The sequence below is a fragment of the Pantoea sp. Nvir genome, assembly GCF_009829915.1.
Lineage (GTDB): Bacteria > Pseudomonadota > Gammaproteobacteria > Enterobacterales > Enterobacteriaceae > Pantoea.
Genome location: NZ_SZZW01000001.1, coordinates 218,613 through 240,338 on the forward strand (window position 1 = coordinate 218,613; position 21,726 = coordinate 240,338).

Below are 21,726 nucleotides of genomic sequence, written 5' to 3' on the forward strand. Positions count from 1 at the left end.
TATTACTATGGCTAACGGCTAAGTTAGTGTAAGAAAGTACACTAGGTCAGGAGTCTTGCATTCATCACAATGTCTTGCATTCATCACAATAATGAATAACGGCATGAATGTGATAAAAGGGAGAATACTACACATTGAGCTACTGGAAAAAGTAATGCACTTACATAAAATACTGTTCTCTGCAACAGGAAGATAAGTGAATACTCTAGGTTCGTTCGTATGTCTATCTGACGGATCTCTGCACTTACCCCATGTAAGTATAGTAGTAAAATGATAAAAAAGATCTGTATCTTGGCAAACTACTTTGTAACTCGATATGAATAAAATTCAAGAGAAAAGCGTGCCGCTAAGTAATCAAACGATTAATTAGTGAGTGCTGTTTACCTTTTCCCTACGATAAGTAATGCAAATCAAACAAATTTATATTTATTACGAATAATTAATGATTTGTTTCTTAGGCGTTCCCTTTTACCTCAAGGTTGAGTGCTCTTGCAAAAGCGAGCATGCGGTTAAGGGGTAATAATGCTGCCTCGCGCAACACAGTATCCACTTCTATTTCATGCTGAGCGCCGTCTTTCTCTAGACCTTCCGCAATTGTTTTAAGACTATTCATAGCCATCCATGGGCAATGTGCACAGCTACGACAAGTCGCGCCTTCGCCCGAAGTAGGAGCTTCTATCAATATTTTATCGGGCACCGTTTGTTGCATTTTATAGAAGATGCCACGGTCGGTGGCCACGATCATTTGTGGATGCGGGAGTTTCTGCGCTGCCTGAATGAGTTGGCTAGTGGAGCCAACGGCGTGTGCTAGATCGATAATCGCCTGAGGAGATTCTGGATGTACCAATATTGCTGCGTCAGGATATAATAATTTCATGCGCTGCAATGCCTGAATTTTAAATTCATCATGTACTATGCAGACTCCCTGCCAGCATAATACGTCGGCACCGGTTTTTTTTGTGACGTAGTGTCCCAGGTGGCGATCTGGTGCCCAGATGATTTTTTTGCCTAAACTATCAAGATGGTTGATTAGCTCCACTGCAATACTGGAAGTTACTACCCAGTCGGCACGCGCCTTAACAGACGCCGAGGTATTAGCGTAAACTACTACGGTGCGATCGGGATGAGCATCGCAAAAGGCGTTAAACTCCTCAATAGGACAGCTAAGGTCAAGAGAGCATTCTGCCTGGAGTGTGGGCATAAGTACTGTTTTCCCTGGGCTGAGGATTTTAGCAGTTTCGCCCATAAAGCGCACACCCGCTACTAGCAGCGTTGAGGCGGGATGAGTGCTACCAAAACGTGCCATTTCTAGCGAGTCCGCCACACAACCTCCAGTTTCTTCCGCCAGCAGCTGAATTTCTGGATCGGTATAGTAGTGTGCCACTATTACTGCATTTCGCGCTTTTAATAGATCTTTAATTTTATTTAGGTAAAAGACCTTTTCATCTTCACCCAGGCGAGACATCTTTTTTGGGAAAAGATGTCTCGCGCGCGCTACTTTGAATATGACACTCATGACACGACCGCTCTTGTTTTATAAATTAAACCAAGTTTTCTCAAAAAAGCAAAAAATTTTTTTGATCCCTCATATAATGTTTTATATGTTAAACATCATAACTAAAATAGCTTGGTTCGTCGACTAAAAATCTTATTACACTCCGCTTCTTATGGACTATCAAGATCGAGAATTAAGGCTTTTTACCTTGAAAACACCCATAAAAACTATTTCAGCACTGGCCGTTAACGCCTAAAATATGATGGTACGGAACAATACAATTATAGAAAATTTCTTCCTCTAGCTGCTCTGACGGCGAGTCACCGCCTATAATTGGTCACTCATCCAGAGTAAGACCCCGTAGGGGCGTATTTTGCTGAAGAGAAGAGATATCATCCTATAAAGACCTTTTTTTGGAATTCAGTTCTAATTAAATTATGCCCTCTTCTGAAATCTATTATGGGGCCTGACCTAGCACAATACCCGTTCTGACATCCTATATATATTTAGCATAGCCTTGATTGACATCAGCATTTGTACTATCTATGCAGTTAAAAACTGCACTATATTAAAGGAATTAAATATTTTAGCTTTTTGCACTAGTATTGAAATCTTGTAACATTGTAGGTGATATGTTTTTCTTATACCTGAGTTATTCATCCTGAACTTTTACGCCACACAATGCATAGTTTGGCATCTTCAAGAACGCTCAGCAAATTAATCGTATTATCAAATATGGCATACTGAAGAAAATTGCCATCAAGCTTTTATTATATTATTCCGTATTGTCTACCTCGCAGAGTAACCCCAAGAGTTTACTACTGGCAGTAAACTCGATTTGCATCAGGTTGAAAAACTATTTCAAGCGCACTATCAAACAGTGCAAAAAAAGCTATGCAAACGCATATGCACACTGTGTCTTTTTATCAACTGACGTATGACTTACTGGTTAATTCTGTATTTTAAATATGAATGGATATTATATTATAAGAAATCAAGGTGGTACAGATAGCGCTTAGTACCTATTTATAGGTCGTTTAGAATAGCATCTAGAATATGCCACCGAAAAAGCATATTTTACTGAGGTAGCGTTGTATCCTACAACTCCACTTAGTTTATACTGTTTGATATATCGTTTCATACGTGTTCTTAGCAATGTAATTTAATTCATAGAGGTCTTAATTTATCTCATAAACGCCCATACGCGCAGCTAGAACGTCACAATTTTAGCTTACACATACTGAGTACTTTCGATGATTGCGAACTTTAGTTAAACGTTATTATCAACTAACATAGTGGCAGTTAAAATCGTCAACTATAACCAAGTCCTATTGGTTCTAGCGCACCTCTATATTGATACATATTTATATCTTTCACCTGGTTACCATGCTACGCCGCGCGTCCTATCAGCATTCCTTTCTTATGCATTAGATAACATTCTCTACTGTATACTTCCTCCGTTAATGCCTGTGTTATCAGGAAGTTAGCATAAGCATGTACTGACCACACTGTACTGAACCGTGTAGTTGTCCAACAAGGTAATATGAAAGCTGGTCATTTTGCTTAAAATGCTCTTAAATTACTATCATATTAGATACATACCCGATGTAAAAGTGGGTTTCTTCCTTTACAAGGATATCATGATTTACAATAAAATTAATCATATAACACCCTTATAACAGTGTAAGTGAATTTAAGTAAGTACACCCTTCTTTTACTGAAGGGACTGTATCAGTCATACACCGGCGAAGGGTTAACAAAAACTTAATCTTAGTGAATTGTCGTCTAGTCTCGCTGTGTTATTGATTTAAGAAATGGCTATAAAACAGAAAGGAGAGAAGCGCCTATCAACGGCGCTTCTCTCCGAACTAATAACTCATACATGAGATAATGTGAATCTGCAGTCAATTAACTAAAGTACATTGCTCTACCAACGAAGCTACTATTACTTTCACGATTTTAAAAAATTTCTATTTTCAGTTAGTAACTGAACAACTATATTATGTGAAATCCAATGCTAGATGAAAAACTTATAACCCGGTGAGGCGTTTTTGTGCCAGCTTTGCTGAAGTAGTATTAGGATAAAGTTTGATCACTTCCTGGTACACTGCTTTAGCTTTTCCTTTGTTCTTTTCCTCCTGCATGAGGATACCAACTTTTAGTAGTGATTCTGAAGCTTTCTGAGACTTTGGATAATTTTTGACGACAGTAGCGTAATAATAGACAGCATCATCTTTTTTACCCTTGTTGTAATTCAATTGTCCCAACCAGTAATTCGCATTCGGTTGGTATATTGAATCAGGGTAGCGCTTTACCCATGCTTGGAGTGCTATGATTGCTTGATCATACTGTTTTTTCTCTATGATCATTGATACTGCAGCGGTATAGTCGCTGTTAGCATCGCCGTTTTGCATTGGAGAGGCTGATGCTGCCGTATCACTGCTACTTTGTATCGCATTATCTGCTTTACTACTGAGGTTATCGAACTGCTGATAAAGATGCTTCTGCCTCTCAATCACCTGATTAAGTTGATGACTGTTGTTTTGGATTTGTCCACGTAGCGAATCGATGTCGCTTTGGTTATCGTTTATCTGCTGCTGTAGCAACTGCAGTAGCTGAGCTTGAGCATTAGAAATTTGTTCGAGAGTGCTAACACGTTCTTTGATCGAGCTAGCAGATCCAGTGCTAATGATTGACGCTTGCGCATTAAAGTGCCAAGGAGCCGCTACACCAACTAAAAAAGACAGACTTAACAAAAAAAATCTAAAGTTACTAATCATATAATTTTCTTAGTACACAAGAACAGCACGACGATTTTTCGAGTAAGCAGTTTCGTCATGGCCTAGTACATCTGGTTTCTCCTTACCATAAGAGACAATAGACATTTGCTCAGCGGAAACACCTTTACCTTGAAGATATATCTTCACAGCGTTAGCACGACGCTCGCCTAGTGCAATGTTGTATTCAGGAGTACCGCGCTCATCTGCATGACCTTCGATTGTTACTTTGTACGATAGGTTGCTTCGCAAAAAGGCTGCGTGCTCGTCTAGTATCTGAGCATATTCAGACTGGATATTATACTTATCCAGTTTGAAGTAGATTATTTTGTTCTGCTGTAATTGCTGTACCTGTAGACGCGCCTGTTCATCAGAAAATAAGAGGCCGTTGCTATTCATATTAGCACCTTTACCATTAGCATGATTGGAATTCATGCTATTTTGCTCGTTATTGCTTTTTTTATATGAGCTACAGGCAGCAACTATAACCAAAATAGGTAGCGTCAATATTAACCCTTTTAGTACTTTATTAATTTGCATTGCAAAATCCTATTATTGTCAGATAGCGTGCTATACGCGCTTGCACAGAAATCATAGATATGGTGACCAAGCAGGAAACTTAATTTCCCCATTAGTTAAAGGAAATCGTGCTTTGAAACGCCCATCGGTGGAAACCAACTGTAACACGGAACCAATCCCCTGAGTAGAGCTATAGACTACCATTGTACCATTCGGTGATAAGCTAGGAGTTTCATCCAAGAACGTGCTCGTCAACGTCTGAACAGCACCCGTTTCTAGATCTTGTTTAGCAACATGCTGCTCACCACCATTAGTACTGATCATAACCATCGACTTACCATCATTAGATACATCAGCGTCCTGGTTTTGTGCGCCTTCCCAGGTTATTCTCTGTGGTGCGAATCCATTGATACTGATTTTATAAATTTGCGGTGCACCCGCCTGATCAGAGGTATAGGCCAATGTTTGGCTGTCAGGGAACCAAGTGGGTTCAGTACTGTTGTAATGTCCGTCAGTGAGCCGACGTATCTGACCCGATCCCAAATCCATGATATAAAGGTTCAGACTACCGGTCTGCGACAGTGCGAAAGCTAGCTTAGTGCCGTCCGGAGAAAAAGCCGGCGCACCGTTATGACGTGGATAAGAAGCGATCTGACGTATATTTCCGTTAGAAAGCGTCTGAACTACTAGCTCTGATTTGCCGCTTTCAAAGGTTACATATGCCATTTCAGATCCGTCTGGAGACCAAGCTAGTGACATTAGTGGCTGCAGCGACCGGTGAACCACGAACTTATTGTAACCATCATAGTCCGAAACTTGCAGCTCATACGGGAACTGCGAGCCTTTGTTATGTACTATATAGGCAATACGAGTACGGAATGCACCTTTAATGCCTGTCAGTTTTTTGAATACCTCGTCACTGGCGGTGTGTGCTGCATAACGCAGCCATTGTTTGGTAGTTTTATAGGAATTCTGCTCGATAACTTTGCCTGGAGAAACTGCGGTATCAACTAACTGATAAGATACCTGATAGCTACCGTCCAGATTTAATTGCACTTGCCCGATAATTACTGCATCAATGCCTAATGCAGTCCATGCCGAAGGTTGAACTTCTTGAACGCTAGTCGGTTGCTGAGGTAGATGGGAAACATCCAGTGGATTAAATTTACCGCTATTACGTAGGTCTGCGCCCACGATGCCTCCGATATCTTCCTGAGCAACGCCAGATCCGGTCCATTTAAACGGCACAACACCAATAGGACGAGACGTATTAGCACCCTGTGTAATCTCAATACGCACCTCTGCACCCAGTATGCTCGTCCAAAACAGCATACATAAGCTTAATGTAACACAAAGAACTCGCTTCATATTATCTCTCTTCTCTCACTCCCCTTACTTAAATTTTCGGCTGAGATAATTTACACAGTTTCTAGAAAATCAATACTTCCTTTTATTTACAGCGTAAAAATAGATTAAGTACCGTTAATGTATAGCATATTATTATGGCTTGAAATCAAGTGGCGCGTTCTTAAAGATGTTATAAACCTTATTTGAAGGAGGCTGAGGAATACGAGCTTGCTGCACGGCTACCAGCGCCGCCTGACACAGAGAAGGATCACCTTCTTCTGCTTGAGCATCTATCAAAAAACCATCCGATGCTAGATTTATGCGTAGTGTACAAGTACGACCTTTATAGTTTTCCCAATCGTAAAACTTATTTTGGATCGCTGTTTGGATTTGGGCTGCATAATTAGTGATGTCTGTGGTGCTGGACTTACCAGATTTTCTTACATTACCCTTCGCTACCACACTACCACTATTAGCGTTAGAACTATTAGGTGAATTCTTTCTTGATGTAAGTCCTCCAAGTAAATTATCTACTTCACTGCTATTGTTCTCTGCTTTCGACAGCCTCTTTTTTTTCACAGTGTCTAATTTATCTATTGTATCAGACTTGGGTTTCATTTCTGCTGTAAGCTTTTCTATGACTATTGCTTTTTTCAGCTCAACTTTGGCTTTTTTTTCTGCTTTTTGCTTTGCCTGAAAAAGATCCGCTTTAGTGGTTGTTTTATTTTCCTGTGCTGATTTCATAGCTTGCTGCACTTTTAAGTGCTCTTTCTCTAACACTTGCAGAAACTTTTGCTTGGAAGTTTGCTCCTGCTTTTGTTTCTGCAACTGTTGCTCTGCAAGCTGATTATCTCTTTTCTGGTTTTGCTGACTTTTATATTCTTCTAGTATGGCTCTGGTATCGACCATTATCGCACCAATATCACTACCTTGATCACTTACCTTAATATTCTCATCGAATGAGCTCCAAACTAACAGCGCGAACAACACGATATGCAGGGCTACTGATGTTATTACCCCACTTTTTAATCTCTCATTTTGCTCAATTGCCGTCAACACACTCAGTTCCTAAAAACAGATTGATTTTAAATCAAATCGGTTGCGTCATTAAACCAACAGATTTTATACCTGCCTGATGCAGTAGATTAAGAACTTTAATAATTTCGTTATAAGGTACATTTTTAGCACCACCAATCAAAAAGATAGTTTTTTGATTCGCCTTAATGCGACGCTGTGCTTCGCTTACTACCTGTTCCGGAGGCAACTGTTCCATGCGATCGTGCTCTACCACTAAGCTATACTGGCTGATACCAGCAACTTCTACAATCACAGGTGGATTTTCATCACTGGATACTATTTTAGATTTATTAACATCCGGTAAGTCTACTTTTACACTCTGAGTAATGATTGGTGTCGTCGCCATGAAGATCAGTAACAACACTAGTAGAACATCGAGTAGCGGAACGATATTTATTTCTGATTTAAGATCTCGACCGATGCGATCACGTACTCTTACCATAATTCACCTCCGCTTACTTCTATTTTTTACTAGAGAAAGCCTGACGGTGCAGAATGGCCGTAAACTCTTCTGTAAAATTATTGTATTTCTGTTCCAGGTTATTAACACGCTGGTTTAGTCTGTTATAGGCTATAACAGCCGGAATTGCGGTGAATAAACCCATTGCAGTAGCGATAAGTGCCTCGGCGATTCCTGGTGCTAGCATCTGCAGTGTTGCCTGTTTTACTACGCCGAGCGCGACAAAGGAATGCATAATACCCCAGATGGTTCCGAATAAACCTATATAAGGACTTATAGATCCAATAGTACCTAGAAAAGGAATATAATTTTCAAGTGTTTCAATCTCACGGTTCATTGAAATATGCATAGCACGTCTCGCCCCTTCAACCACTGCTTCAGGAGCGTGGTTGTTAGCGCGGTGTAAACGAGCAAACTCTTTGAAGCCGGCATAAAAAATTTGCTCTGCACCGCTCAGCTCTTCACGACATCCTTGGCTCTCTTGATAAAGGCGTAAAATTTCAATGCCGGACCAAAATTTGTTTTCAAAATTTTCTGTCTTTTTCCCCGCCGTATTCAAAATACGAGTACGTTGAATAATGATGGCCCATGAGAAAATAGAAAACCCTATCAAAATAAAAATGATAATCTTCACTAAAAGGCTTGCATTCAAAAATAATATAAAAATATTTATATCAGTCACTGCTTGGACTCCGTAAGAATAGAGTTTAAAGATAATGATTTGACAGCGTCGCACAACAGTTTCCAGAACGAATAGCCCGTGATAATTAGTCTTAAGATGAGCGAAAAATCATGCAATAGCCCTTTGTTATTAAACAATATTGAATGCATAATACACGATTATATTCCGAGATCTATTCTTGATGTATTCCAAATACTAGCCAGTAATAACGTTACAGGCGTATGTCAGTAATAAGAAAAAGATACAGACAAGACACATATTTGTTACCTTCATCATCAGTAACCTACGCTTAAAATATTATTTAATGATATGCTAGTATATTTTGGAATACTACCAAATATGTTACTGCTATGACGATTCGTAAAAATATGATAGCGCTTAAAGTCATCATACGTTACCGTATGCAGTTTTTAAGTCAAATTATCAGTAGTAGTATACTTAGGTTATTAGTATATTATATGTATACATTCTCCATTCCGCCCTTTTCTCGAAACACGATATTACCTAACAAACAGATTTGAGACCACTTCATGGTCAGCCACTTTAATGAAATATCTGCGACGTTAATGCCGTACTTCATCTAATCTCCTATCTTCCAGCATTACTACACAGACTCTTATCATTTAAAAATCACACCCACCAAGCGCGCACAGAGGCGATAGTAGGGTTTTGTATCTAATTGTTCACTACTAAGAAGATACAAAGTGCAGAGAGTGTAGAGAAAGTAGGTTCTTGTATCCACTGACTAAGTAACTGGCCAGTTACTGGTCATGTCTTAAATCACTAGTCACAAAGTAAAAAGATAGACAAGGAATATATGTATGTATTATACAAAGAACACATAACGTTTTACTATTGAGTGTGTACACAAAGGTGTCATTAGTACAATGAGGTAGTAAGAGCAGTTAATGCGAAACTAGCATTCGGCAGACAGATTAGTATAATAATTAACATATAATTACTTAACGTAAGATGTTATTATGTTTTATGAAATGATTCACCTCTCAAAAAGTTAAATGTTCTGAATAATTAATAGCTAAAAATAAAGAAATAGCACATCAGACTTAAGGAACCCTGATGAATACAACATAACTACAATCCATAACATAAAGATTTTTTGCTTTTATAAACGACATTAGCTATTAATAAAAACGAAAAATCTAACTACATTTTATGTAAAAATTACTTGTAGGAAGTAAGTATTGATATTTATTTTATCCTTTTACCATGGATAAATATAATTTGTGACCTGATACAAGCACGTAATGGTTATTAACATCAATAGAAAAATATCATTATGATTTTTTAAAAAAATCAATTTTCTCACTGAGAAAATGTTAGAATTAATACATTATTATTTATTTCAATTTTATTGAGAACGACTTAGATGTAATTTAATTATGGCCTCTCGATATTCAAGTTGAAGCTACACTCTAAAAAATTATTAATTTGGATCGATGCTTTAATTTTTCATTGTGAATGATATTATCTATAATACTTTTTCTTAAAGAAAGTACTATACTGTCAATTATATAATATTTTATAATTGGGTAGCATCCCTTCTTCACAAATGATCTCTTCCACACCTTTTATGTTACTTTATTTATTTTGTGTAGGTAAATAACTCACCCCGTAGTGGTGACCTACTGGCTAATACTGAGCTAGTTTATTTTACGGGTAGGAGCTCTTTTACTGCATCACCGATATCTACTAGACTCCGCACAGTTTTCACGCCCGCTGCTTCTAAGGCAGCAAACTTTTCTGCCGCCGTGCCTTTAGTACCTGCAATGATGGCGCCTGCATGGCCCATACGCTTGCCTTTTGGTGCAGTAACACCTGCGATATAGCCAATAACTGGTTTGGTAATATGTTCTTTAATGAACGCCGCTGCCTCTTCTTCCGCGCTACCACCAATCTCGCCTATCATGACAATTGCTTGTGTCTTTGGGTCATCTTGAAACATTTTAAGTATGTCAATAAAATTAGATCCTGGGATCGGGTCACCACCGATACCAACACAGGTAGACTGGCCATAACCAATATCACTGATCTGCTTTACTGCTTCATAGGTTAATGTGCCTGAACGTGATACAATACCGATACAACCAGGCAGGTGAATATGACTCGGCATAATGCCAATCATACATTCACCTGGAGTGATAACACCCGGGCAATTTGGACCTATCATACGCACGTCCGTTTGATCCAGTTTCATTTTGACTATCATCATATCTAGCGTTGGTATGCCTTCAGTAATGGTGATAATAAGTTTGATACCTACGTCAATCGCCTCCAGGATACTATCCCTACAGAATGGAGCCGGAACGTAAATCACTGTCGCAGTCGCACCGGTAGACTCGACTGCCTCTCGCACAGTATTAAATACTGGTAACCCAAGGTGCATGGTACCACCCTTACCCGGTGTGACGCCTCCAACTAGCTTCGTGCCGTACTCTAGTGCCTTCTTAGAGTGAAAAGTACCTTGATCACCAGTGAAACCCTGGCAAATGACTTTAGTATTTTTATTGTTTAGAATAGACATTTGTTTATTTCCCCCTTTGCAGCAGCGACAACACGTTGTGCCGCATCGGTCAGGTTGGTTGCTGCAATGATATTTAATCCACTATCTGCTAGTTTTTTCGCGCCTAGTTGAGCGTTGTTTCCTTCCAGGCGTACTACAACCGGTACGTCAACACCTACTTTTGCGACGGCACCGATAATTCCCTCAGCGATTAGATCGCAACGTACAATTCCGCCGAAAATATTGACTAATACTGCTTTTACAGCTTCGTCGGAGAGGATAATTTTGAAGGCTTCGCTAACGCGTTCTTGAGTTGTGCCGCCACCCACATCGAGGAAGTTAGCCGGACGGCCTCCATATTGCTTTATGATATCCATGGTGCCCATCGCTAGACCTGCACCATTAACCATACAGCCGATGTCGCCTTCTAAAGCTACATAATTAAGTTCTAACTGATTCGCATGCTCTTCACGGAGATCTTCCTGGCTTGGATCATGCATTTCACGTAATTTACGTTGACGGAACAAAGCGTTACGGTCTACGCGTATCTTACCGTCGAGGCATACTAGGGTTCCCTGCTTAGTGATAACCAACGGATTGATCTCAATTAACGCTAGGTCACATTCTAGGAACATGGTAGCTAAACTAATAAAAATCTTAGTAAAGTCACTAGCTTGTTTACTGGTCAAACCTAGTTTAAACGCTAGTTCTCTCCCCTGATAAGGCTGCGGACCTGTCAGAGGATCAAGCGCTATTTTATGAATTAGATCAGGTGTTTCTTTGACCACCTTTTCAATGTCAACACCTCCTGCGGGCGAGGCTATAAAGACTACACGACAAATTTCACGGTCAACCAACGCACCAAGATAGTATTCCTGCTCGATTTCAGTAGCAGCCTCTACCAGAATCTTGTTTACCAACTGACCTTCATCATTTGTTTGATTGGTTACTAAGCGCTTACCTAGCCAACTTTCAGCGAAACTACAGACATCTTCCTTTCTATTCACCACTTTCACGCCACCTGCTTTACCGCGTCCACCAGCATAAACTTGACATTTCACTACCCATGGACCTGAACCAATTTTAGCAACTGCTTCTTCTGCTTCACGTAGCGTAGTACAAACGTAGCCTTTTGGTACTGACATCCCATACTGTACAAATAGCTGTTTAGCCTGATATTCGTGTAAATTCATGATGCTCTATCCATTTATGGTTGAAAGAATTAACTGAGGTTAGGCATGTTGTAGACAGGCATGTCTGTGATAATTAGACATCCAACAGCAGTCGTGCTGGATCTTCCAGAAGCTCTTTGATCGCTACCAAATAGCTAACTGATTCGCGACCATCAATCAAACGGTGATCATAGGAAAGTGCTAAATACATCATCGGTAGCACTATAACCTGGCCATTTACCGCTACCGGACGATCTTTAATTGCGTGCATTCCCAGGATGGCGCTTTGTGGCGGATTAATGATTGGGGTCGACATCAGCGAACCGAAAATACCTCCATTAGTGATAGTAAAATTACCACCCGTGAGTTCTTCTACAGTGAGCTTACTGTTACGAGCTTTCACTACCAACTCTTTAATTTTCTTTTCAATATCTGACATGCTTAGGGTATCAACATCTTTCAGCACTGGTGTTACTAGGCCTCGCAGAGTAGAAACTGCAATGCTGATGTCGAAGTAGTTATGATACACTACATTGTCTCCGTCGATTGCAGCGTTAACTTCTGGGAAACGCTTAAGACCTTCAACGACAGCTTTAATATAAAAGGACATAAAGCCCAAACGTACACCATGACGCTTCTCAAAGGCTTCACCATATTGTTTACGCAGATCCATGATTGGCTTAATGTTCACTTCATTAAAGGTCGTCAGCATGGCGGTGTTCTTTTTCGCTTCTAGCAAGCGCTCCGCTACGCGCTTACGCAGACGGGTCATCGGTACATATTTTTCACTACGGTTAGTATTAGCAGGATTCGGTATGACTCCAGAGGCATCCTGTACCTGTGAGACTTTATTATTTTTTAGTTTTATTGCTAGAAGTTTATCCACGTCTTTACGCGTGATACGGCCACCCACATTATCACCTTTAATCTGAGATACGTCTAGGTCGTACTCAGCTATAAGACGACGGATAGCCGGACTCAATGCGTCGTTTCTTTCATTTTCCATCGACGCTGTCTGGCGTTGTTGTGCCAAAATAAACTTTTTATCATCTATGTTGTTGTCACTAATTTGTTTGCTATTAGCCTTGTCTAGATATCCTAGAATTTGACGGGAGGTTACGGTCGTTCCTTCGTCTTTTAGCACGGCCTCCAACACGCCGTCTGCCTGTGCTGGCACTTCCAGCACCACTTTATCAGTTTCTATCTCTACCAACACTTCGTCGCGGCTTACCGTATCGCCTGGTTTTTTATGCCAAATTACTACGGTTGCATTGGCAACAGATTCAGGCAGCTCAGGAACGAGAATATCTACGCTACTCATTATCTTTCCTTTTAAATTAACCAAGGTTCAGCGCGTTATTAACCAAGTCTTGCTGCTGTTGTTGATGTACAGACATATAGCCTACAGCCGGAGATGCTGAAGCAGGACGACCCGAATAGCGCAGAGAAGCGCTAAACGGAATCACTTCAAGCAAATGATGCTGACTACAATACCATGCGCCCTGATTTAGGGGTTCTTCCTGACACCAAACGAAATCTTGCACATGGGCGTAATCTTTTAATACTTCTTGCACTATTTTATGGGGGAACGGATAGAGCTGCTCGATACGCACGATAGCCACATCTTTCTGCTTATGTTTACGACGTTGTTCAAGAAGATCGTAATAAACTTTACCAGAGCAAAATACTACACGTTTTACCTGCTGTGGATAGAGAGGGTCGATCTCTCCGATAGCAGGCTTGAAACTACCGTTCGCTAGTTCGTCTAAAGAAGAGACAGCTAGTAGATGACGCAGCAACGATTTTGGCGACATGACGATCAACGGGCGACGCATACTACGCAACGCCTGACGACGTAACATATGGTATACTTGTGCCGGTGTAGAGGGTACGCACACCTGCATATTCTTTTCTGCGCATAGCTGTAGATAGCGTTCAAGTCGCGCCGAAGAGTGTTCTGGGCCTTGACCTTCATAGCCGTGTGGTAGCAACATTACCAAACCGCACATACGCCCCCATTTTTGCTCACCGGAGCTAATGAACTGGTCAATTACCACCTGGGCACCGTTAGCAAAGTCGCCAAACTGTGCCTCCCAAATGGTCAACGTGCGCGGTTCCGCCGTGGCGTAGCCATACTCAAACGCTAACACCGCCTCTTCAGACAGGGTGGAGTCCCAGACACTAAAGTGCTTTTGATTACCATGAATATGGTGTAATGGCGTATATGTAGAGCCATTACACTGGTTGTGGATCACCGCGTGACGATGGAAAAAGGTGCCTCTGCCTGAGTCTTCGCCGGAGAGACGTACCGAAATGCCTTCATCCACTAATGTGGCATAGGCTAAGTTCTCAGCACCGCCCCAATCAAAAGGCTTGTAACCTTCGGCCATCTCCTTACGGTCATTATAAATCTTCGCTACAAGTGCCTGCACTTTAATCTCTTCTGGAAGATGGCTGATACGGCGTGCTAGGTCCTGTAAACGCTTTAGATCAACCATCGAAGAGTAGCTTTCATCCCACTCATGATTAAGATAAGGTGACCAAGTAAGGGAATGTAAGCTCATCGGACGCCATTCTGACACTACACATTCACCCGCATCTAGTGCAGAGCGATAAAGGTTAACCATTTCAGTGGCTTCTTCAAGTCTGATTACACCTTCTTTTTCTAAGCGATCTGAGTAAATCTTACGTGACGTCGGATGATTTTTGATTTTCTGGTACATCAGCGGCTGGGTTACACTCGGTTCATCAACTTCATTGTGTCCACGACGACGATAGCAAACTAAATCTATAAAAACATCGCGCTTGAAAGTGTTTCGATAGTCCAGTACTAGACGAGTAACAAACACCACTGCTTCTGGATCGTCGGCATTAACGTGAAAAATAGGCGCTAATACCATTTTACCAATATCAGTACAGTACGGTGTTGAACGCGCGTCACGCGGGTTAGAGGTAGTGAAGCCCACTTGGTTGTTAATAACGATACGCACAGTACCACCGACTTCATAGCCGCGTGCTCGTGACATATTTAGAGTTTCTTGCACGACTCCTTGGCCAATAACCGCTGCGTCACCGTGAATGGTAATTGGCAAAACTTGGTTACTGCCCAGCGCATTTCGACGATCGAGACGCGCACGCACTGACCCCATAACCACGGGGCTAACAATTTCCAAATGCGATGGGTTGAATGCCAGCGCTAAGTGCACTAAGTTACCTTCAGTCTCTACGTCAGACGAAAAACCCATATGGTATTTTACATCGCCGGTGCCGAGATGATCTTTATGTTTTCCTACGAACTCTTCGAAGAGAGTCTGCGATTTTTTACCTAGTACATTAATCAGTACATTGAGGCGGCCACGATGCGCCATACCCATCACTATTTCACATGTTCCGCTTTTACCTGCATATCGAATTATTTCGCGTAGCATCGGGATCAGTGATTCACCACCTTCCAACGAGAAGCGTTTTGCGCCTGGGAATTTTATGCTAAGATATTTCTCCAATCCCTCTGCTGCTGTTAGATCTTTCAGTAAACCTTTTTTTTCTTCATTGTTACATCTGATTACACCAGCCGCTGATTCCAAACGTTGCTGAATCCAGAGCTTCTCTTCGGTGTTATTTATATGCATATATTCTGCACCAATGGAACCACAATATGTCTGCTGAAGAGCTTTGTAAAGATCATTCAGCTTCATGGCTTCTTGACCGATAAAGAAAGACCCTACGTTAAAAATTTCTTGGAAATCAGAATTAGTTAGACCATGAAAAGATGGGTCAAGGTCAGCAACGCGGTCCTGTTTCCATAGACCAAGCGGGTCAAGGTTAGCGTGCTGGTGTCCAAGAAAACGAAAGGCATTAATCAGCTGTAATACCTTAACCTGCTTTGGATTAGCAGAGGGATTTAAGACATGAGCGTTATAACGAGATGGATTTTTTGCTAAATAACGAAAGTACTCTCGTGTAATGGAGTGAAACTGTTCAGGGCTCACGCCGGTGTCTGGTAGTTGTTGGAACTTTGTGTACCACTCTGCATCAACAGAGTCTGGATCGGTCAGGAAATTCTCATAGAGGCTCTCTATGTAAGACTGGTTCGCGCCGGCTAGCCAAGAGGAGTCCAGCCAAGGCTTCATCGCGCTATTTTGCATCGTGATTCCCTAAGCATTACTGTGCTTTTTTTAGGTTTCATTTGTTGCCACTGTTGCCACTTTAACTGCTTACTCTAGTGATTTTAGAGAAATGAGCACTATGCGCTCACACGCGCCCTTGCTTCCGGGAAATTAGAGATTTCCAGAGTTCTTTATGATAAGACTTTATGCACCCCTCTGCAGTAGCATTGATTTGATATGTCCAATGGCACGCGTTGGGTTAAGCCCCTTGGGGCACACACTCACACAGTTCATGATACTATGACAACGGAACACACTGAAAGCATCGCTTAAATTGTCTAAACGTGCCTCAATTTCAGTGTCACGGCTATCTACTAGAAAGCGGTATGCCGCCAGCAGACCAGCCGGACCCACAAATTTATCAGGGTTCCACCAAAATGATGGACAAGCTGTTGAACAGCATGCGCAGAGAATACACTCGTACAAACCATCTAGATCCTTACGTTCAGCAGGAGTTTGCAGGCGTTCACGCACCGGAGGATGATTTTCATTATTTAACAGATAAGGCTTAATTTTCTCATATTGTGCGTAAAATTGTCCCATATCTACGACTAAATCACGAATAACGGGTAAGCCGGGTAATGGACGAATAACAATTTTTTTGTTGCCATTACCCAAAGCGGAGAGCGGAGTGATACATGCTAGAGCGTTTTTGCCGTTCACATTGAGGCCATCAGACCCACATACACCTTCACGGCATGAGCGACGAAAAGCTAACGTCGTATCTTTCTCTTTGAGGCGGATGAGAGCTTCTAAGAGCATTATATCTCGCCCATTTTCAAATTCTAGGGTATAATCCTGCATGTATGGTGCGACATCAATACCAGGATTATAACGATAAATGAAAAATTCAAGTCTCATGATCGTCTCCGTAATTAGTAGGTACGGATTTTTGGTGGAAAAGCTGCACGCAGTTTTGGCCGCATATTCACCTTACGTCGTGTCATACTTTCAGTTTCAGGGAGGTAGAGACTGTGACACAACCAGTTTTCATCATCGCGATCAGGGTAATCAAATCTATTATGCGCACCACGGCTTTCAGTTCGGAAATTAGCCGCAACCGCGGTAGCATAAGCAGTTTCCATTAGGTTGTCTAACTCTAAACATTCAATACGTTGGGTATTAAAATCAGATGAATAGTCATCAAGACGTGCTGTTTTTAAACGATCGCGAATTTGTTTCAGCTCTTCCAGACCCCGCCGCATTGCATCGCCTTCACGGAATACTGAGAAATTGTTCTGCATACAGCACTGTAGCGCTTTACGAATTTCAACTGGATCCTCGCCAGTAGTGTTATTTTTCCACCGGTTAAAACGTGCCATAGCAGCTCCGATCTCTTCCTGAGTAGCGTCAAGTAGTGGACCCTGTTGCTGCCTACATTCCATCAATTGAAGGCCGGCTGCGCGACCAAATACTATTAGATCCAGCAATGAGTTACCGCCAAGACGATTGGCACCATGCACCGATACACAGGCGATTTCACCGACGGCAAACAGTCCTGAAATTACTTCATCTTCGCCCTGCTCATTAACGCGTAACGCCTGGCCGCTAACTGTAGTCGGGATACCACCCATCATATAGTGGCAGGTCGGAATAACCGGAATTGGATCTTTTACCGGATCGATATGTGCAAAAGTACGCGACAGCTCTAAAATACCTGGAAGACGGGACTCGAGTACTCCCGATCCCAAATGGTTAAGCTTTAGTTTGATATGCGTACCCCATGGTCCGTCGTAGCCGCGGCCTTCCCGAATCTCGATCATCATTGAACGTGCTACTACGTCGCGTCCTGCTAAATCTTTAGCATTTGGTGCATAACGCTCCATAAAACGCTCACCATACTTATTAAGCAAATAGCCACCCTCACCGCGGCATCCTTCTGTCACTAAGACGCCAACTCCAGCAATGCCGGTTGGATGGAACTGCCACATCTCCATATCCTGTAAAGGTACGCCTGCACGAACCGCCATTCCAATACCGTCGCCGGTATTAATGTAAGCGTTGGTGGTAGATTGATAGATACGACCTGCGCCACCGGTCGCTAAAATGGTAGCTTGTGCTTTAAAGTAAACCATTTCACCGGTCTCGATGCAGATGGCAGTACAACCAACGATGGCGCCTTCCTGATTTTTTACCAGATCGAGCGCATACCACTCGGAAAAGATGGTAGTTTGATTCTTCAAATTTTGTTGATAAAGCGTGTGCAGCAACGCATGGCCAGTGCGATCAGCAGCAGCAGCGGTCCGTACCGCTTGCTCACCGCCGAATTCTTTCGACTGGCCGCCAAATGCACGCTGATAGATGCGGCCATCCTCGAAACGGGAGAATGGGAGTCCCATGTGTTCTAACTCAAGGATAGCTTCAGGACCAGTTTTGCACATATATTCGATCGCATCCTGATCTCCGATATAGTCAGATCCTTTGACTGTGTCATACATATGCCATTCCCAATTGTCTTCGTGGAAGTTACCGAGTGCAACTGTGATGCCGCCCTGTGCAGAAACAGTGTGGGAGCGGGTCGGGAAAACTTTAGATAATAAGGCACAAGTCTGGCCAGATTTAGAAATTTGCAGGGCGGCGCGCATGCCTGCTCCGCCTGCACCGATTACCACGGCATCAAATTTTCTGGCAGAAAAATTCATTTACACACCCCACAATACAACAGTTCCATAAATTGCATACGAAAACAAAGTAATTACGATAACTAGCTGTAAAATTAGACGAATAGTTAAACCTTTGACGTAATCGGTCAATACCTGCCACATTCCGATCCAGCCATGCACTAGAATTGAGAAAAGAGTCAACAAGGTGAAAACTTTGGTAAACTCAAGGGCAAAGAAGCCGCTCCAAACGTCGTACGTTAGCATATCGGTCAAGGCAATGAAGCTAAAAAGATAAAAGATATAGAACGCAATGAGGATTGCCGAAGCTCGTAGCAGTAGCCAGTCTTGAATACCGCTACGACCCAACGCGGATGCATTGCTTACCATACGAGTACCCCAAAGAAAATAGAAAACACAAAAGTAATGCCAAAAATAATCCAAGTAGATTGTCTGCCGACTGCTAAAGTCTTATCGAGGTAACCAAAGTCCATTAACATATGACGAATTCCACCTATAGTATGGAACGCAAGTATCGTCATAATACCCCACAGAATACACTTTACGAAGAAGCAGTCCATAATGACAACAGCGCGCTTGAATCCTTCTGGGGAAGACAGAGAAAGGTCCAGTAACCACAGCAGAATACCAAGTGCCATGAAAACAATAACGCCGGAAACCCGGAAGAGAATGGACGATATTGCAGTAATAGGAAATCGGATCGTTAAGAGATCTAAGTTGACAGGTCTTTGTTTTTTCACTTTTTTTCCCACAGAACTCTTTTGGTAAGGCAGATACGATTCGTAGGTGTGCTGAGCTTTGAACCATTACCAAATTAGTAACATCCGGTGTTTAATTGACATAGCAAAACCCTGGGTAGCTCCTGGCCTTAGAGAGCTTCCAGAGACCTTGCAGGAGTATAAAACTATCATATTCTTATTACAATTACCCTGTAATTTCTTTGGGTACATTTGACTGAAACAGTGAAATCACTCACAAATATAATATTTAATAATAAATTAAATAATTTCATTAAATAATTCGTCTACAAAATAAGAGATTGCATTCCTTAGTGCATGTAAGGTTACGAAAACATATGATCCTCCAAACACATGTTATATCAAATTGCGAATGTGAATATCTTTATAAAACATTTTGTTGATTACTAAAAACCAATAGTTAAAATGGATCTTTAAAAATCGCGAAATACAAATCTTTATAATGACCACATCCCCCCTTGCAAGGATGAACTGTGCCCTCTATATCTGCACCAAATTTATCTGTGTACCAAATTTGTTAATGCCCTTGCTTACATGACACAAGACTCTGGGAATGGAGACGAAAATGACAGATAAAAAAGTGACACTAACTCTACAGGATGATGCACGTATTGAACTGGATATTCTGAAAGGGACGCTGGGTCTAGACGTAGTTGATGTCCGCCCCTTAGGCGCTAAGGGGTTGCTCACCTTCGATCCGGGTTTCACTTCTACAGCTTCCTGCGAATCAAAAATTACATATATTGACGGTGATGAAGGTATTTTACTATATCGAGGTTTTCCTATCCACCAATTAGCTACACACTCCAATTACTTGGAAGTTTGTTATATTTTGCTAAACGGCGAAGCCCCGACACAAAAAGAACATGACGAATTCCGCGAAACAGTAATCCGTCATACCATGATCCATGAGCAAATTACCCGTCTATTCCATGGTTTTCGTCGCGACTCGCATCCAATGGCAGTCATGTGTGGTGTGACAGGTGCATTAGCGGCCTTCTATCACGATTCTTTGGATGTGAACATCCAGAGTCACCGTGAAATTGCTGCTTTCCGCTTATTATCGAAAATGCCAACCATGGCAGCAATGTGTTACAAGTACTCCATTGGCCAACCTTTTATCTATCCGCGCAATGACCTTTCTTACGCTAGTAACTTCCTATATATGATGTTCTCCACACCGTGCGAAAAATATTTAGTAAATCCGGTCCTCGAGCGCGCTATGGATCGCATTTTGATCTTGCATGCCGACCACGAACAGAACGCCTCTACATCAACGGTACGTACCGCTGGATCTTCCGGCGCAAATCCATTCGCCTGTATCGCAGCTGGTATCGCCTCGCTATGGGGACCGGCGCACGGAGGTGCTAACGAAGCATGCCTACGTATGTTGGAAGAAATTAGTACCGTTGAGCATATTCCTGAATTTGTGCGCCGTGCAAAAGATAAGAATGACTCTTTTCGACTGATGGGATTTGGCCACCGTGTCTACAAAAACTACGACCCGCGTGCCACTGTGATGCGTGAAACTTGTCATGAAGTCCTGAACGAATTAGGCATGAAAGATGACCTGTTGGAAGTTGCAATGGAGCTAGAGCATATTGCATTGAACGATCCTTATTTTATTAATCGTAAACTTTACCCAAATGTCGATTTCTATTCTGGCATTATTCTAAAAGCGATTGGTATTCCCTCTTCCATGTTTACCGTTATTTTTGCCATGGCACGTACTGTAGGATGGATTGCACACTGGAAAGAGATGCATGACGAAAAAATGAAAATCGTACGGCCACGCCAGCTCTACACTGGCTACACCGAACGCGAATTTACCTCTGAATTGAAAAAATAAGATTGAAGTCAGAAAAAGCGGAGATTGCTCTCCGCCTATTTTTTTGATAACGACTCCAATTTTATCCTGTTACTAACATTCTTGAATACGAGTTAATAGAGCGTCGTTTCATTCCTTAACATGATGAGGTCAACATTATTACTACCACCAAGACCACAACGGTAATAGTAGGATAACTCATGTTCCTCAATAGTTCGTTGGCGAAGAGGATGTAGATCACACAATACTAGAAGATCGCTATGCTAGTATTCCACCCTGTGGGGCCAGGGCACCCGGATGAAC

At 41.8% G+C, this 21,726-nt stretch carries 17 protein-coding genes; 1 reads left to right on the top strand and 16 read right to left on the bottom strand.

The genetic code is table 11. The features are described 5' to 3' along the window. Positions 1–454 precede the first annotated feature (454 nt). The 16 genes from nadA to sdhC form a co-directional block, all read right to left on the bottom strand. Positions 455–1,516, bottom strand: a complete 1,062-nt coding sequence (gene nadA / locus FD729_RS00785; protein WP_159931399.1) for a quinolinate synthase NadA — start codon at positions 1,514–1,516, stop codon at positions 455–457. 2,009 nt (positions 1,517–3,525) lie between these two features. Next, the gene (gene ybgF / locus FD729_RS00790) at positions 3,526–4,275 is read right to left on the bottom strand and encodes a tol-pal system protein YbgF (RefSeq protein WP_159931400.1); all 750 of its coding nucleotides are present in this window, start codon (positions 4,273–4,275) and stop codon (positions 3,526–3,528) included. A gap of 9 nt (positions 4,276–4,284) precedes the next feature. Then, entirely contained in the window at positions 4,285–4,812 is a 528-nt protein-coding gene (gene pal / locus FD729_RS00795; protein ID WP_159931401.1) for a peptidoglycan-associated lipoprotein Pal, read from the bottom strand. 51 nt (positions 4,813–4,863) lie between these two features. Beyond that, the gene (gene tolB / locus FD729_RS00800; RefSeq protein ID WP_159931402.1) at positions 4,864–6,159 is read right to left on the bottom strand and encodes a Tol-Pal system beta propeller repeat protein TolB; all 1,296 of its coding nucleotides are present in this window, start codon (positions 6,157–6,159) and stop codon (positions 4,864–4,866) included. A 132-nt stretch (positions 6,160–6,291) separates the two neighbouring features. Next, positions 6,292–7,197, bottom strand: a complete 906-nt coding sequence (tolA, locus tag FD729_RS00805; RefSeq protein WP_159931403.1) for a cell envelope integrity protein TolA — start codon at positions 7,195–7,197, stop codon at positions 6,292–6,294. 31 nt (positions 7,198–7,228) lie between these two features. Beyond that, positions 7,229–7,657 carry a colicin uptake protein TolR gene (tolR, locus tag FD729_RS00810; protein ID WP_159931404.1) on the bottom strand — a complete coding sequence of 143 codons (429 nt, stop codon included), beginning with the start codon at positions 7,655–7,657 and terminating at the stop codon, positions 7,229–7,231. 19 nt (positions 7,658–7,676) lie between these two features. After that, entirely contained in the window at positions 7,677–8,357 is a 681-nt protein-coding gene (tolQ, locus tag FD729_RS00815) for a Tol-Pal system protein TolQ (RefSeq protein WP_159931601.1), read from the bottom strand. Between the two features lie 454 nt (positions 8,358–8,811). Further along, positions 8,812–8,937: a hypothetical protein gene (locus FD729_RS05330; RefSeq protein ID WP_255456210.1), complete on the bottom strand. Its 126-nt coding sequence runs from the start codon at positions 8,935–8,937 to the stop codon at positions 8,812–8,814. 1,086 nt (positions 8,938–10,023) lie between these two features. Further along, positions 10,024–10,899, bottom strand: coding sequence for a succinate--CoA ligase subunit alpha (sucD, locus tag FD729_RS00820; RefSeq protein ID WP_159931405.1), 876 nt, complete (start codon positions 10,897–10,899; stop codon positions 10,024–10,026). Then, positions 10,887–12,071 (bottom strand): ADP-forming succinate--CoA ligase subunit beta, encoded by a 1,185-nt coding sequence (sucC, locus tag FD729_RS00825; RefSeq protein ID WP_159931406.1) that lies wholly within the window; start codon positions 12,069–12,071, stop codon positions 10,887–10,889. The genes sucD and sucC overlap by 13 nt, the downstream gene beginning before the upstream one ends. A gap of 73 nt (positions 12,072–12,144) precedes the next feature. Then, positions 12,145–13,371: a 2-oxoglutarate dehydrogenase complex dihydrolipoyllysine-residue succinyltransferase gene (gene odhB, locus FD729_RS00830; RefSeq protein ID WP_159931407.1), complete on the bottom strand. Its 1,227-nt coding sequence runs from the start codon at positions 13,369–13,371 to the stop codon at positions 12,145–12,147. A 16-nt stretch (positions 13,372–13,387) separates the two neighbouring features. Further along, entirely contained in the window at positions 13,388–16,195 is a 2,808-nt protein-coding gene (sucA, locus tag FD729_RS00835) for a 2-oxoglutarate dehydrogenase E1 component (RefSeq protein ID WP_159931408.1), read from the bottom strand. Between the two features lie 165 nt (positions 16,196–16,360). After that, positions 16,361–17,077, bottom strand: a complete 717-nt coding sequence (locus FD729_RS00840; RefSeq protein ID WP_159931409.1) for a succinate dehydrogenase iron-sulfur subunit — start codon at positions 17,075–17,077, stop codon at positions 16,361–16,363. A 14-nt stretch (positions 17,078–17,091) separates the two neighbouring features. After that, positions 17,092–18,858: a succinate dehydrogenase flavoprotein subunit gene (gene sdhA / locus FD729_RS00845; RefSeq protein ID WP_159931410.1), complete on the bottom strand. Its 1,767-nt coding sequence runs from the start codon at positions 18,856–18,858 to the stop codon at positions 17,092–17,094. Then, the gene (sdhD, locus tag FD729_RS00850) at positions 18,859–19,206 is read right to left on the bottom strand and encodes a succinate dehydrogenase membrane anchor subunit (RefSeq protein ID WP_159931411.1); all 348 of its coding nucleotides are present in this window, start codon (positions 19,204–19,206) and stop codon (positions 18,859–18,861) included. Further along, positions 19,200–19,589, bottom strand: a complete 390-nt coding sequence (sdhC, locus tag FD729_RS00855) for a succinate dehydrogenase cytochrome b556 subunit (RefSeq protein ID WP_159931412.1) — start codon at positions 19,587–19,589, stop codon at positions 19,200–19,202. Before sdhC ends, sdhD begins: the two co-directional genes overlap by 7 nt. A 571-nt stretch (positions 19,590–20,160) precedes the next feature. Here sdhC and FD729_RS00860 point away from each other — a divergent pair. Continuing rightward, positions 20,161–21,444 carry a citrate synthase gene (locus tag FD729_RS00860; protein ID WP_159931413.1) on the top strand — a complete coding sequence of 428 codons (1,284 nt, stop codon included), beginning with the start codon at positions 20,161–20,163 and terminating at the stop codon, positions 21,442–21,444. Positions 21,445–21,726 lie beyond the last annotated feature (282 nt).